General features: G+C 32.5%; 10 protein-coding genes. 6 read left to right on the top strand and 4 right to left on the bottom strand.

The annotated features are described in order from the left end of the window. The first annotated feature begins 244 nt into the window (after nucleotides 1-244). The 6 genes from QSV08_RS15285 to QSV08_RS15260 all read left to right on the top strand — a co-directional run bounded on the left by QSV08_RS15285 (nucleotide 245) and on the right by QSV08_RS15260 (nucleotide 10,771). A complete protein-coding gene (locus QSV08_RS15285) occupies nucleotides 245-1,918 on the top strand; it encodes a helix-turn-helix domain-containing protein (RefSeq protein ID WP_324024562.1) in 1,674 nt (557 codons plus the stop codon). Next, nucleotides 1,919-3,607, top strand: coding sequence for a helix-turn-helix domain-containing protein (locus QSV08_RS15280; protein WP_324024560.1), 1,689 nt, complete (start codon nucleotides 1,919-1,921; stop codon nucleotides 3,605-3,607). Between the two features lie 27 nt (nucleotides 3,608-3,634). Beyond that, nucleotides 3,635-5,311, top strand: a complete 1,677-nt coding sequence (locus QSV08_RS15275) for a helix-turn-helix domain-containing protein (protein ID WP_324024558.1) — start codon at nucleotides 3,635-3,637, stop codon at nucleotides 5,309-5,311. Between the two features lie 279 nt (nucleotides 5,312-5,590). Beyond that, the gene (locus QSV08_RS15270; RefSeq protein WP_324024556.1) at nucleotides 5,591-5,980 is read left to right on the top strand and encodes an ankyrin repeat domain-containing protein; all 390 of its coding nucleotides are present in this window, start codon (nucleotides 5,591-5,593) and stop codon (nucleotides 5,978-5,980) included. Nucleotides 5,981-6,291: 311 nt separating this feature from the next. Further along, a complete protein-coding gene (locus tag QSV08_RS15265; protein WP_324024554.1) occupies nucleotides 6,292-7,167 on the top strand; it encodes an ABC transporter ATP-binding protein in 876 nt (291 codons plus the stop codon). A gap of 1 nt (nucleotide 7,168) precedes the next feature. Continuing rightward, entirely contained in the window at nucleotides 7,169-10,771 is a 3,603-nt protein-coding gene (locus QSV08_RS15260; RefSeq protein WP_324024552.1) for an ABC transporter permease/M1 family aminopeptidase, read from the top strand. A 133-nt stretch (nucleotides 10,772-10,904) separates the two neighbouring features. Here QSV08_RS15260 and QSV08_RS15255 read toward each other — a convergent pair whose 3' ends face one another. The 4 genes from QSV08_RS15255 to QSV08_RS15240 all read right to left on the bottom strand — a co-directional run bounded on the left by QSV08_RS15255 (nucleotide 10,905) and on the right by QSV08_RS15240 (nucleotide 14,167). Beyond that, nucleotides 10,905-11,693 (bottom strand): PhzF family phenazine biosynthesis protein, encoded by a 789-nt coding sequence (locus QSV08_RS15255; RefSeq protein WP_324024550.1) that lies wholly within the window; start codon nucleotides 11,691-11,693, stop codon nucleotides 10,905-10,907. Nucleotides 11,694-11,797: 104 nt separating this feature from the next. Next, nucleotides 11,798-12,742 carry a DUF4421 family protein gene (locus QSV08_RS15250; protein WP_324024548.1) on the bottom strand — a complete coding sequence of 315 codons (945 nt, stop codon included), beginning with the start codon at nucleotides 12,740-12,742 and terminating at the stop codon, nucleotides 11,798-11,800. Beyond that, the gene (gene hemF, locus QSV08_RS15245; RefSeq protein ID WP_324024545.1) at nucleotides 12,733-13,635 is read right to left on the bottom strand and encodes an oxygen-dependent coproporphyrinogen oxidase; all 903 of its coding nucleotides are present in this window, start codon (nucleotides 13,633-13,635) and stop codon (nucleotides 12,733-12,735) included. Before hemF ends, QSV08_RS15250 begins: the two co-directional genes overlap by 10 nt. After that, complete coding sequence (locus QSV08_RS15240) at nucleotides 13,625-14,167, bottom strand: GNAT family N-acetyltransferase (protein WP_324024544.1); 543 nt, start codon at nucleotides 14,165-14,167, stop codon at nucleotides 13,625-13,627. The genes hemF and QSV08_RS15240 overlap by 11 nt, the downstream gene beginning before the upstream one ends. Between the last annotated feature and the right edge of the window lie 38 nt (nucleotides 14,168-14,205).

The following is a 14,205-nucleotide window of genomic DNA, read 5'->3' as shown; positions in this document are numbered from 1 at the left end:
ACTTATTTTTATGGGGTAGCGGTTAAAAGATTCTTAATGCCTAATGAAAGTCTATATGGGTTCTTACACCCGCTTTAAGTATTAGAAGGCAGAGTAGATATAGGTTTTTTTAGTTTTTGATTCCCTATACAAAATGCTATTTCAGTTCTATTGTGCAAATAAGAGAAGCCTGTTAAAAGGCGCTGTTTTCAAATTAAAGCTATAATTTGTAGCCGAATTCTTATTTGAGTATAAATTGATTGCAATGTTGATTAAAGAGAGTCGAGTTAGAAAGGTTTGGCTGGGTACCTTATTCCTATTCTCATTGCTATATAATCTTTCTGCTCAATCTGTAAATATTGAATTGGAACAAAGAATAGATTCCATCTACGAATTAAGCGTAACGGACTATAAGAAGAGTGTTATCGCATCTCAAAAATTACTTAAAGAGATAGATGATTTTAAAGAACCACAAGAGAAAGTAAAAATTTATTTGGTTACCAGTAATGTGATGTTATTTAATGGTGAAATTAAAGAGTCTATCATAAATCTTAAAAAAGCGATAACCTTAAGTGAGGAAAAAAGTTATAACAAACTTTATTTGCAAGCTAATTTAGTTCTTGCTAAAGCCTATGTAGCTAGTTATGAGTATGAAAATGCATTTAATGTGTATTCAAATATAATTACAACAGAGGAGTATAGTGTTTTGCCAAATAACCACTCTTATAAATGGGCAACAATGAGCAATTTTGCCCATTTGAATTCAATAATCGGAAGAAAGGATCAAGCCTTAAAATTATATATTGACTCTTATAAATTAGGAAAAGATTCAATTAATAATGTGTATTGGCAGCGTGTTTCGCTTGATATTGCTGATCTCTATAATTTTTTCGATAAAAAAGATTCAGCTCAAATATACTTAAGAGAATATCATAAATTAACTGAGAATCATAAACCGAGCTTAGTTACTGATTATATTCCTTGGTATGAGGGTAACTTGGCCTTCTATAACAATGATTTTAAAAAGGCTATAAATAAATACAAGAAATATGAAGAGCTTATTAAGATTGATTTTGGAATAGAAGATGAGGAGATATTAATAAGAAAAGGTCGCTCTTATGTGGAATTAGGAAAACTTGATAGTGCTTTAATAACCTTAGAAGCAATTCAAGAAATGGATGAATTTTCGAAGTTTGAACGGTATTTGAACCCTGATTATTATAGAATTTATTATGATATTTATTCTACTAAAGGTCAGCTGGAAATAGCAAGTGCATATTTAAAAAATTATGACCAAGCTCAACTAAGACGAAACACATTTGCTTTTAAAACAATTGACGAATTACATAATTTAAAAACAAAAGAGGTTCAGGTAAAGGAAAATGTGGAAAAGTCAAAACTTCAGCAATACATTAAATATTTATGGGTAGCCGTAGTTGTAATCATATTAATAGCCACTTTATTTTTGGTAATTAGGCAAAGGAGAGATGCCAAAAAGTTTGACGAACTGATGAAGCGGAGTAGTATCGAGTTTAACCAGACTATTAAAAATACAACCGAAGTTCAAGATGTAAACTTGGCAGATAAAACGGTAACTTCCATTCTTTATAAAATAAACGAACTACAAAATGATGGTTTCTTTTTAAAACAAAAAACTTCGCTATATAATACCGCAAAGAAGCTAAAAACAAACACCTCTTACCTCTCTAATATTATCAATAATAACCTCGGGACTACTTTTTCAGCTTTTGTAAATGATATAAGAATCGATTATATCGTAAATGAACTAAAAACGAATAAGCAGTTGCGCTCGTATTCGGTAAAAGCTATTGCAGAAGAAATTGGGTATAAAAGTGCGGACTCATTCTCCAAATATTTTAAGCAAAATACAGGGTTATCGCCATCATCGTATATTAAAAAATTGAATAAGGATAGTTAAATGAGTTTTCAAAATTTAAAATGGTATAAATCCATCATTATTCTATTATTAATCTTTATTGGGTCTACTGAGAAAATTCATGCTCAGCAAGATATGGAAGGCATATCTGATAGCTTGATTACCAATGTTCAAAAAATCTACAATGAACCTTATGAGAAAGGGGAGCAGAGATTAATTGACATGAATAAAATATTCAATAATATTGATAAATATAATATCAAAGAACAAGTAACGATATACCTTGTTTTAATTGATTTTCAAATTGCTGATGGTTTGTATAATGAAGCTATTAATAATTGCCATATTGCCCGTAAAATGGCAGAGAAAAATGACTTTGCGTACGAAGCGGTACTTTCTGATTTTTATTTGGCTAGTGCATATGGACAGAATTATGAATACGATAAATCTTTTGAACTATCTAAATCTTTAGCTCAATTAATTAATGATAGTAATTATGAGTATTTGGCTATTATATCTGAAATAGAAATGGCATGGTTTTATGAGATTATTGGCAAGTACCGCGATGCATTAGACATAAGACTTAAGATTGTTAAAACAAAAGGAGACTTTTTAAAAAATAGATGGAATCCAGTATACCATCGTCAGTTTTTAGGTATGTCTAATTTATATAATGAACTGGGAATGAAAGATTCAACCTTGTTTTATAGAGAGATATATGAAAACAATATTGATGAGTCTACTGGGGATGAGCTAGAACATTTTTTACTATTAAAAAACGAGGCCGATATTGATTTTAAAGATGAAAAGTTTAAAAAGTCTATTGATAACTATAGAATATATAATCATTGGTACTTTAATAGGTTCAATGAATATGATTCTCCTTTGCTTATCAATAAAAGTAAAGCCCATCTTGCTTTGGGTGAAGTGGATAGCGCATTGAACAACTTAAATCTTATTAAAAGCGGTCCAATGTTTTTAAAGGAACAAAAATATATTTCCCCAGATTTCTATAAATTATATATAGATATTTATAAAAAGAAGGGTGAAGATGATTTAAGAAAAGAATATGAGCAGAAATATTATAAAGCTCTAGAAACCTATAACTCGTTTAAATTTAACACGCTTGATAATCTTTACGATATTGACAAGCAGCGTATACAAATAGAGAACGCCAATGCAGCCAACGATTATAAGAGTACATTAAATTACCTATGGATTGCCTTGGGGTCAATAGTTATGTGCTTCATAGGTTTTACGCTATGGAAACAAAAAAAGGAAAAGAAAAAGTTTGATGCATTAATGCAAAGAACAGAGAACAAAACACCGCTTAACACTTCACTTGAACCAAGTACGAATACTACTGAAATAAAAGATGAAAAGGTAGAGGCATTGATTCATCAAATTAAAGAACTACGAGAACAAGGCTTTTTTCTAAAACAAAAGACAACCTTATATAATACAGCAAAGAAATTAAAAACCAATACTTCTTACCTTTCGACGATCATTAACAATAATTTGGACACTACATTTTCTGCTTTTGTGAATGATATTAGAATCGATTTTATCATAAACGAACTAAAAACGAATAAGCAATTACGCTCATATTCAGTGAAAGCAATAGCCGAAGAAATTGGTTATAAAAGTGCCGATTCATTCTCCAAATACTTTAAGCAAAATACAGGGTTATCGCCATCATCGTATATTAAAAAATTGAATAAGGATAGTTAAATGAGTTTTCAAAGCTGTAAATATTTTATGTTAAGAAAGAACTTAAAGTTCATCTCTATTTTTTTAATGCTCTTTTGTTTTTTAGGGAAAGCACAAACTGAACAAGATTTAGAGGGTATATCAGATAGTTTATTAACTAATCTTCAAGAATTCTATAGTGAAATTTATGAGACAAGTGAGCAAACATTATCTGGCATATATAAAATACATAAGAATATTGATACCTATAATGTAAAAGAGCAAGTAGCTATATACCTTGTTTTAATCGATTTTCAAATTGCTGAAGGTTTATATGATGAAGCTATCATTAACTGCCATATCTCACATGATATGGCTAAAGAAAATGGTTTTGCTTATGAAACTGTGCTTTCTGATTATTATTTAGCCTTGGCATATGAACAGAATTATGAATACGATAAATCTTTTGAACTATTTAAGTCGCTGGCTCAATTAATTAATGATAGTAATTATGAGTATTTGGCTATTCTATCTGAAATTGATATGGCATTGTTTTATGAGATAATTGGTAAATACCGGGATGCATTAGACATAAGACTTAAGATTGTTAAAACAAAAGGAGACTTTTTAAAAAAACGTTGGAGTCCAGAATACTATAATCAGTTTTTAGATATGTCGAATTTATATAATGAACTGGGAATAAAAGACTCCGCTTATTATTATAGAGACTTGTTCAAACAAGCTATTAAAGATTATCCTGAAACTTCTGTGGAACATTATTTTCTGATAAAAAATGAAGCTAATATAAGTTTTAATGAAAGAGATTATTCTAATGCTATTAACAAGTATAGAGTTTATAGTAATTGGTATTTTAACAGGCTCAAAGAATATGACTCTCCGGGGCTTATTAAAAAGAGTAAAGCCCATCTAGCCTTGGGTGAAGTGGATAGCGCATTGAACAATTTAAATTTGATTAAAAGCCGACCAATTTTTGAAAAGCAAGAAAAAACCATTTCCCCAGATTTCTATAAACTATATATAGATATTTATAAAAAGAAGGGTGAAGATGATTTAAGAAAAGAATATGAGCAGAAATATTATAAAGCTCTAGAAACCTATAACTCGTTTAAATTTAATACGCTTGATAATCTTTATGATATTGACAAGCAGCGTATACAAATAGAGAACGCCAATGCAGCCAACGATTATAAGAGTACATTAAATTATTTGTGGATTTCCTTGGGGTCAATAGTTATGTGCTTCATAGGTTTTACGCTATGGAAACAAAAAAGAGAAAAGAAAAAGTTTGATGCATTAATGCAAAGAACAGAGAACAAAACACCGCTTAACACTTCACTAGAACCAAGTACGAATACTACTGAAATAAAAGATGAAAAGGTCGAGGCATTGATTCATCAAATTAAAGAACTACAAGAACAAGGCTTTTTTCTAAAACAAAAGACAACCTTGCATAATACAGCAAAGAAATTAAAAACCAATACTTCTTACCTTTCGACAATCATTAACAATAATTTGGGTACTACATTTTCAGCTTTTGTTAATGATATAAGAATCGATTATATCATTAATGAGTTGAAAATAAACAAGCAATTGCGTTCGTATTCTGTGAAAGCAATTGCCGAAGAAATTGGTTATAAAAGTGCCGATTCATTCTCCAAATACTTTAAGCAAAGCACCGGTTTGTCGCCTTCTACTTTTATAAAAAATATCAATAAAAAGGGTTAAATGCCACTTTTCATGCAGCGTTGATAGTAATTCATGTTTTATCGCTTCATTTAAAATAAATACCTGATAATCAAATAATTAAAATTAGTTCGAGCACCCTATTTTTATAAATTTAGGGTAGTATGACTTGTTTTAAAGAGAGAAACAGCCCTTTCTTTACCAAAAAGATTACCGTTCACTTTTAAAATTATACGATCGTGTTAAGCTAATATTTTAATAGAAGTTCGGAGTCCTTTTTTAAATCAATAATTACAAATAGTTAATCTTAAATTTTAAATCATGAAAAAATCAATTATCGTTTTCGGCATTTTAGTTAGTACAGTATTTAACACAGTAAGTGCAAACACTGACTCAGGAAATAGAATCTCTAAAATCAACCAAACAAATATTACGCATATATCGCCAATGGTATTAGCGATTGTTAAAGATGATGTAGCGGTTGTGAAAAGTTTTATCGCTTATGGGGCCGATATAGAGCAAGTATCTAACACCGGAGCTCAAATGACAGCTTTAATGTACGCTGCTCGTTACAACCAATTAGATATTGTAAAAATACTAGTTGCAGAGGGTGCAAGTACCGCAAAAGAATCTAAAATTGGTGCAACAGCCTTAGATTATGCTAAAGTCTCTGGAGCAACAGAAGTAGTTGGGTATTTAAACAGCTTGTAAACTTCTAAACAAGTCATCAAATAGAGCTATTCAGATCTATAAATTATCTGAATAGCTTTAACTAATAAGAAAAAACTTTCCATAAAACCTCACTTTTAAGCTAGCGTTATGTTTATATTTTTTAATTATCTAATAGCTAAGTTGTTGTATTTATTTTGGCTTCCTGGTTTTTATAAATATGGAATGCTTTTACTTGCTTGTAAGTTATTAATTACACTTTATTTGCGGAAGAAACTACAAAAAATGTAACATTTCTAAATTTTTGAATACTTATAAATAAACTGAATGCTAACCATCAAACTTTAAATAATATGCTTTCGATTACAAATTTGAATAAAACGTACCCAAACGGTACAAAAGCCTTAAACAATGTTAACCTAGAAATTGGTACCGGTATGTTCGGCTTACTTGGTCCGAATGGTGCAGGCAAATCCTCTTTAATGAGAACTATTGCCACATTACAACAGGCAGATAGTGGTCATATTGAATTTAACGATATCGATGTTTTCGCAGAACCCGATGAGATCAGAAAAGTATTAGGTTACTTACCTCAAGATTTTGGAGTCTACCCAAAGGTATCTGCAGAAATGATGCTAAATCATATTGCAAAAATAAAAGGTATTCAAAGTAAAACAGATCGTAAGGCGTATGTAGCCGATTTATTGAATAAGGTAAATCTCTACAAATTCCGTAAGCGTAATCTTGGTGATTACTCTGGTGGTATGCGACAACGTTTTGGTATAGCGCAAGCATTGATCGGCAACCCTAAATTAATTATTGTAGATGAGCCAACAGCTGGTCTTGATCCTTTAGAACGTAATCGTTTTCATAATCTATTAAGTGAACTTGGTGAAGATGCCGTAGTAATACTATCAACACATATTGTAGATGATGTTATTAATCTATGTACCAATATGGCCGTATTTAATGAGGGTAGTGTAGTGGTGCAAGGGCATCCGTTAGAACTCTCAAATTCATTGAATAATAAGGTATTCCGCAAAAATATTGCTAAAGAAGAGGTTGAAAAATACCAGTCAGAATATAATGTATTATCCACTTATTTACGTAGTGGCAATCTATATGTAAATGTGTACGCAGAAGGTGTGCCAGGTGAAGGGTTTGAAGAAGTTGCCAATAATTTAGAAGACTTCTATTTCTATAGTATTAACCAACCTCAAACTGTTTAATATGAAAGAAATATTCTTATTTGAGCTAAAGTATAGGCTTCGACGACCGGTCACTTATATCTACATATTTATCATGTTTTTAATACCCTTACTAATTGCGGTATTCGATAAATCTAATACAGCACAGTTTACCAATAGCCCCAGTGATATAGTGGGTGTAATTGGAGTAATAAGTATTATTGCATTGTTTTTTTATGCGGCCATAATGGGTGTGCCTGTATATAGGGATGAAGAACATAAAACAGCCCAGACTTATTTCTCTTTTCCAATTTCAGAAAAGAACTATATTCTTGGTCGTTTTTGGGGAAGCTTTACTATTGTTACTATAATGAATTTGGCAGCTATGTTTGGTGCTATGTTTGGTTATGTACTAGGTGCAATTTTAGATCGACCTGATTATGGTACCTACACCGATTTTAACTTTTGGTCCTACTTTTTTCCGTTTTTATATTTTTTAATGTTCAATGCATTTTTAATCGGTAGTATCTTCTTTTGTTTGATGACCTTTTTTAAGCGTATGTCCATATTGTATTTAGGTGGCATTTTACTTTTGATTATAACTACGATAGCAAGTCAATTAATGGTATCATTAGATACGCAATGGTTAAGTATTTATGTAGACCCTTTTGGTGAGTCTGCTTATGGATATATTACTAAATATTGGTCTGTATCAGAATTAAATACAAATCAACTGGCTTTAACGGGTAAGTTTATGCTTAATCGTTTATTATGGTTAAGTGTTGGTATTGTAATTTTCACATTTACCTTATTAAAATTTTCATATAAGGGCTTTTTGACTTCAAGTAAAAAGAAGAGTAAAAAGGAAAACGACGATGTTTATGAAGTCTCAGAAATTGTAAACGTAAATCAAAGTTTTAGTAAAAAAGCACAAAGAGAAAACTTGTGGTCATTAAGTAAAATAGAATTTTTGTCGGTAGTAAAGGAGCCAGTTTTTTTAGTGCTTATTATAATCGGTGTATTGGTAGCTTGCTTTTCAACGTATCAAGCTAACCAGATGGAAGGCACGCCTTCGTTACCACTTACGCGATTTATGGTAACTAATATTGGAGGCATTTTACGTATGTTTTCTATTATTATTCTAATTATCTATGCAGGTGAGGCGGTACATAGAACTCGTAGTAATAAAACATTTGAATTTTATGATGCTTTACCGGTAACCAATACAACACTTTATTTGTCAAAAATAATATCACTTATTGGGGTTGCTTTAGTACTCGCTTTAGTAAATATTGTAATTGGTATTTTATATCAAATAGGTAATGGGTATTTCAATTTTGAATTGGGCATGTACTTAATATATAATCTTACAGATATATTCCCATTTTATTTGGCTATAGTTTTATTGGCCTTTTTCATTCATGTGTTGGTTAATAACAAGTTTTTAGGTCACTTTTTAGTGGTTATTATATACATTGGTTTACCATTAATTCTAAATCTTGCATTTAAGAGTAATAATCCTTTACTAATATTTGGACGAACAACGCCAAGCTTTTTAAGTGATTTAAACGGATTTGGACATTATTTGACAGGACAATTTTGGTTAAGTCTTTATTGGATTCTTTTTACCGGAATTTTAGCAAGTATTGGTGGTTTGTTTTGGAGTAGAGGATTCTTTTCTTCTGCAAAAGAGCGTTTATCTATAGCTAAAGATAGGTTCAGCGGTAAAACAATAAGGTATACGTTTTTGTTTGTATTTGCTTTCTTCTCTGTAGGTGCCTACAGTTATTATAACCTTAAAGTTTTAAATAGTTTACAAGATGGCGATTATTGGGAGCAAATAAATGCTGATGCAGAAAAAAAGTATGGTAGGTTTAGTGAGAAGCCTCACATAGAAATTATTGACTTAAAAGCAGATGTTGATATTTTTCCAAAATCACGAGGTGTTGATGCAAAAGGAGACTTTACAGTAATCAACCCTTCAAATGTACCAATAGATACAGTTATGATGGAGGTTAGATTTTCTATAACTGATACAAAGATTACCAATGTAATTTATAATGGTAAGGTGATTAAGCCAGTATTTAGCGATTCTATTTATCGATTTTTTCTATATAAACTTCCAGAACCATTGCAACCAAAAGATACTGCCAACTTAATTATTGAGACAAAAGCACGTACTCATGGTTTCGCTATGGATAGAGAAACTGATATTTTAGGAAACGGTACTTTTTTTAATGATGGAATTTTTCCTGCTTTTCATTATGAAAAAGCAATAATAGATAATGGTGTTCGTAAGAAATATGGTTTAGAAGAATTAGATTTTATCTATCCGCCAAGAACAGATAGTGTTGCTTTAAAGAAAAATGGTTTTAATGAAGATAGTCACTTTATGAATTTTGAAGCTACTGTTAGTACGTCTAAAGGTCAGATTGCTGTTGCACCTGGTGTTTTGACTGAAAAATGGGATCATGACGACAGAAGCTATTTTAATTATAAGATGGAAGAGAAGTCTGATTACTTTTTCAGTTTTGTCTCTGCAACTTATGAGATCGAAAAAGATACTTGGACAGCGCCTAGCGGTAAAAAAGTAACTATCGAGATTTATCATTCTCCGAAGCATAAAGATAACTTAGAGCACTTTATAAAAGGTGTCAAGGTTTCGTTGGATTATAATTCTACTAATTTTTATGAATATCCTTATTCTGTGGTAAGAATTATCGAGTTTCCAGCTCATACCGTTTTCGCGCAGTCTTTTGCGACTACAATACCTTTTTCTGAAGATTTTGGTTTTGTGTCAGATTATTCCAATCTAGAAAGCTTTAATCACGCTTTTAGTACAACTGCTCACGAAATGGCTCACCAGTGGTGGGGTCATATTGTAACGCCAAGTAATACCAGAGGGGCTAACATAATTTCAGAAACCTTAGCAGAGTACGTTTCACTAATGGCAATGAAACACGAATATGGCGAAAATGGTATTAAAGGGTTTTTAAAACCTTCATTAGATATTTATTTATCTAGAAGGTCAATGAGCTTTAAACCTGAGCGTACATTGATGGATGTTGAAACTGGTCAGCATATTTGGTATCAAAAAGGATCTATGATTATGTATGATTTGCAAGATGTCATTGGTGAAGATGTTATAAATGCGGGACTTAAAACATTCTTGAATGAATACAAGTATTTTGAAAAAGGAGTATACCCCACTTCTGAAGATTTCTATAAAGCTATTTATAATGTTACTCCAGATTCCTTAAAATATAAGGTTGACGATGGTTTCAAAGAGATAGTTCTTTACGAAAATCGTGTGATGGATGCTAAAACCAAAAAGCTAGATAATGGCAAATGGGAAACCACATTCACAGTTAACTCTAAAAAGATTTATTATGATGATACTGGTAAGGAAAAGCTGATTGATGATAAAAAGAACTTAGTTGACATTGGGCTCTTTGGCGAAGATATTACCGGTGACGATGGGGTAACTATCAAGAATCCATTTTACTTTGAATTAAAGTGGCTTTCTGCAGGTGATAATACATTTACTATTGTTACTGATGAAAAACCTTTAAAAGCGGGTATTGATCCTTATAATAAGTTGATCGATCGTAATTCTGATGATAATCTAGAAACGGTAGAAGAGTAGTTTTTTCAAATTAGTTAAGAAGAGTTTAAGTATAAACCTGTTCGTTAATGGCAATTGTCATAAAGCGGACAGGTTTTTTCTTTTCGAGAACTTTGATAATAGGCTGTATTGTTTAAATAGCGTGATAAAAATTCTATATTTCTATTTCGCCAATTAAGTAACAAACTCCATTACCGGATATTTTTACGCGGTCTCCAAGATATTCGCATTGTATATCGCCACCACGTTCAGATAGTTGTTTGGCAGTTAGTGCTTTTTTATTCAATTTCTCTGACCAATAGGGTGTTAAAGTAGTATGCGCAGAACCCGTAACCGGATCTTCTGGAATACCGCATTGCGGTGCAAAAAAGCGTGAGACAAAATCTACATCATTGCCTTTTGCCGAAACAATAACCCCTCTACAATCTAATTCATTCAATAAATGAAAATTAGGTTTTATGTTTTCGATTTCCACTTGAGATTCATAAATAAGCATATAGTCGGTCTTGCCTTTATAAGTTTCTAACGGTTGCTTGCCAATTGCTTTTGATATTTTGATTTGTTCTGATACAGGCGTTAAATCATCTGTGGGGAAATCCATGGTTAACAATCCCGATTCACTTTTTTGGACTAATAACTCTCCACTTCTCGGTGAAATAAACCGTAAGGTATTTTCATTGTAACCGTAGTAATTATAGAGCACGAAGGCAGTTGCAAGTGTTGCATGTCCGCATAAGTCCACTTCTATTTCTGGGGTAAACCATCGTAACTCATAATGGTCATTATTCATAACCGCAAAAGCTGTTTCTGCCAAATTATTCTCAGCAGCTATCTTTTGCATTAAATCGGTTTCTAACCATTTTTCAAGAATACAAACTGCAGCCGGATTGCCGCCAAATAACTTAGAGGTAAACGCATCGATTTGATATATTTTTTGCTTCATGGAATTGAGATTTACTCGATATTCGAGATTAAAATGCTTTGACGCTTGACTAAAAAATTACAGTTATTCTAAAACGAATGCATCTAGCGATTACTCTGTGGTTTTTATTCTAGTCCGAATTTACGACTTATCTCATCGGCTTTTTGAATCCACTTTTTGGGTGCATCAAATCGATAACCTACATAAAACTCAAGAAAGCTTATGGAGTCGTCTAAAATGAAATTTTCATCAGAAGTGTGACTCAATAGTTGCGTATTGATATTTACCCCACTAAAGAAATTTTCTGAATTATAGCCTCCCGTCATTCTAAAAATCAGTTGCGCCAAACCATTAAACGAAGTATCTCCGTCTGTGCTAGAATAGTTAAAACCTAATCCGCCAGTTGCACCAGCAGAAACGAGGTAATTTTCATCGAAAACCCAGTTGTAATAATACCCAGGACCAATAGCAACCTTCAAAGATTTCTCCAATTGATTATCGATAATTGGGTCTTCTAACTTAAACTTGGTGTAGTAGTACGATATGCTAGGAATAAAACTACCGACACTTTGTTTTTGCCATTCGTTTTGAAATCCGATAGCACGAAATGAAAAATCTTCATTAAAAATATAACTAGATGTTCCTCCAATCTTAAAAGTTTTTAAATCATCGATAGGTAAGGTTAAATCTGCCGTTCTAACAAAGAATCCTTTTTGCTTATAAATATCTAAGGTCTGCATGTACTGACCAAAAAATGTACGAATGTTGAAGGTGATTAATTTAGAATCTCCGTTGTCTTTGTTCTCCGATAGAAAGTTAGGTGCATACCCAAAATCAACTTCTAAAAAGCGAAATAGAACCGATAAGCCTAAATAACTTTTGTCGTTCGGTATAAACTCTGTTTTAGCGCGTGTTATCTTGTCTCTAAGCGTAAAACTATTAGAAGTGGTCTGTAAAGACAGCCTTACAGTAACTTTATCAGGAAAGGCTTCTTTGTAGTGTGAATTTTGTGCAATAGTTACTTGCATAAAACATAGCACACTCAAAAATAGAATTATTCTTACACCCATTCTTTTGGTTTCATCAATACATCAATTAAGCGTTCTTCTTCGCTACCCTTTTCTGGATGATGGTCATAATGCCATTGCACATGTGGCGGTAAGCTCATTAATATACTTTCAATACGTCCGTTTGTTTTTAATCCGAATAGCGTTCCTTTATCATGAACTAGATTAAATTCTACGTATCTGCCTCTTCGAATCTCCTGCCAATCCTTTTGTTCCTTAGTGTATTCAAGGTCTTTTCTTTTTATAACGATTGGTACATAACAATCTAAAAAGCTATTGCCAACTTCTGTAACGAAGTTGTACCAGTCTTGCATATCCATTTCTGGAGTTGCTTTGCAATAGTCAAAAAATAGACCACCGAGTCCGCGTGCTTCGTTTCTATGGGTATTCCAGAAATACTCGTCGCAGCGTTTTTTGTAGGTGTCGTAAAATGTGGAGTTGTGTTTGTCGCAAGCCGTTTTACAAACTTGATGAAAATGAACGGCATCTTCGTCAAATAGGTAATAGGGAGTCAAGTCTTGACCGCCGCCAAACCATTGATCTACAATTTCACCGTCTTTACCATACATTTCAAAATAACGCCAGTTTGCGTGAACTGTTGGCACCATAGGGTTCTTCGGATGCAGTACTAAACTTAATCCGCAGGCGAAAAAATTAGCATCTTCCACTCCGAAATATGCCTTCATACTATGTGGAAGCTCTCCATGTACCCCTGATATATTTACACCACCTTTTTCAAAAACAGCTCCGTTTTCGATTACTCTAGTACGACCGCCACCACCTTCTGGGCGTACCCAAATATCTTCTTTAAAAGTGGCTGTGCCGTCTACTTCTTCTAATTTAGAAGTAATCGTATCTTGAAGTTGTTCTATGTAGGCGTAAAATTTATCTTTCATTCTGTAAAACATAAAGTTCCATATCTAACGGGTCTTCGTTAGGCGGTGTGTGTTCTTTCAATAGTGTCTCTTTCCAAAGATAACCACAATTTTCTGCTACCTTAATACTACCAAGGTTAGATTTATGAGCTATGATTCTAAGTCGCTGTAAGTGTTGCTCGTTAAAGCCCCATTCTGAAATGGTTTTAACTGCTTGTGTAGCAAAACCTCTATTGTTGAGGTCGTATGATATGCAATAGGCAATTTCGGCTTCTTTTGCTGCTCGTTTCAGTTCTTTTAAATAAACCAGACCTATAATTTTTCTGTTTTCTGGTTCTTTAAGTGTGAATAAGTACTCTTTACCAGATAGAAAATCGGATACTTTTTCAAGAACGAAAATATTGGATAAGGTCGGATTAAGATTTGCAGCTACCGTTTTCGGGAAGTATCTCTTTATGTGGTCTGCATTGGCAGATATAAAATCGCATAAACGCCATCCATCGCTCTCTGAAATCGGATTTATTTCGAAATCTAGTAGTTGAAATGAATTCATTATGCGATTATTATATCGGCTACTTTAATTCTCTTTAA

Origin of the sequence: Maribacter sp. BPC-D8 (genome assembly GCF_035207705.1) — a bacterium.
Classification (GTDB): Bacteria; Bacteroidota; Bacteroidia; order Flavobacteriales; family Flavobacteriaceae; genus Maribacter.
This window is presented reverse-complemented; position numbering and strand designations above follow the sequence as displayed.

Coding starts and splice junctions, on each gene's coding strand:
- QSV08_RS15255 (WP_324024550.1), bottom strand. CDS start 11,693: ATGAAGCAAAAAATATATCAAATCGATGCGTTTACCTCTAAGTTATTT.
- QSV08_RS15260 (WP_324024552.1), top strand. CDS start 7,169: ATGAAAGAAATATTCTTATTTGAGCTAAAGTATAGGCTTCGACGACCG.
- QSV08_RS15285 (WP_324024562.1), top strand. CDS start 245: ATGTTGATTAAAGAGAGTCGAGTTAGAAAGGTTTGGCTGGGTACCTTA.
- hemF (WP_324024545.1), bottom strand. CDS start 13,635: ATGAAAGATAAATTTTACGCCTACATAGAACAACTTCAAGATACGATT.
- QSV08_RS15250 (WP_324024548.1), bottom strand. CDS start 12,742: ATGGGTGTAAGAATAATTCTATTTTTGAGTGTGCTATGTTTTATGCAA.
- QSV08_RS15280 (WP_324024560.1), top strand. CDS start 1,919: ATGAGTTTTCAAAATTTAAAATGGTATAAATCCATCATTATTCTATTA.
- QSV08_RS15240 (WP_324024544.1), bottom strand. CDS start 14,167: ATGAATTCATTTCAACTACTAGATTTCGAAATAAATCCGATTTCAGAG.
- QSV08_RS15265 (WP_324024554.1), top strand. CDS start 6,292: ATGCTTTCGATTACAAATTTGAATAAAACGTACCCAAACGGTACAAAA.
- QSV08_RS15270 (WP_324024556.1), top strand. CDS start 5,591: ATGAAAAAATCAATTATCGTTTTCGGCATTTTAGTTAGTACAGTATTT.
- QSV08_RS15275 (WP_324024558.1), top strand. CDS start 3,635: ATGTTAAGAAAGAACTTAAAGTTCATCTCTATTTTTTTAATGCTCTTT.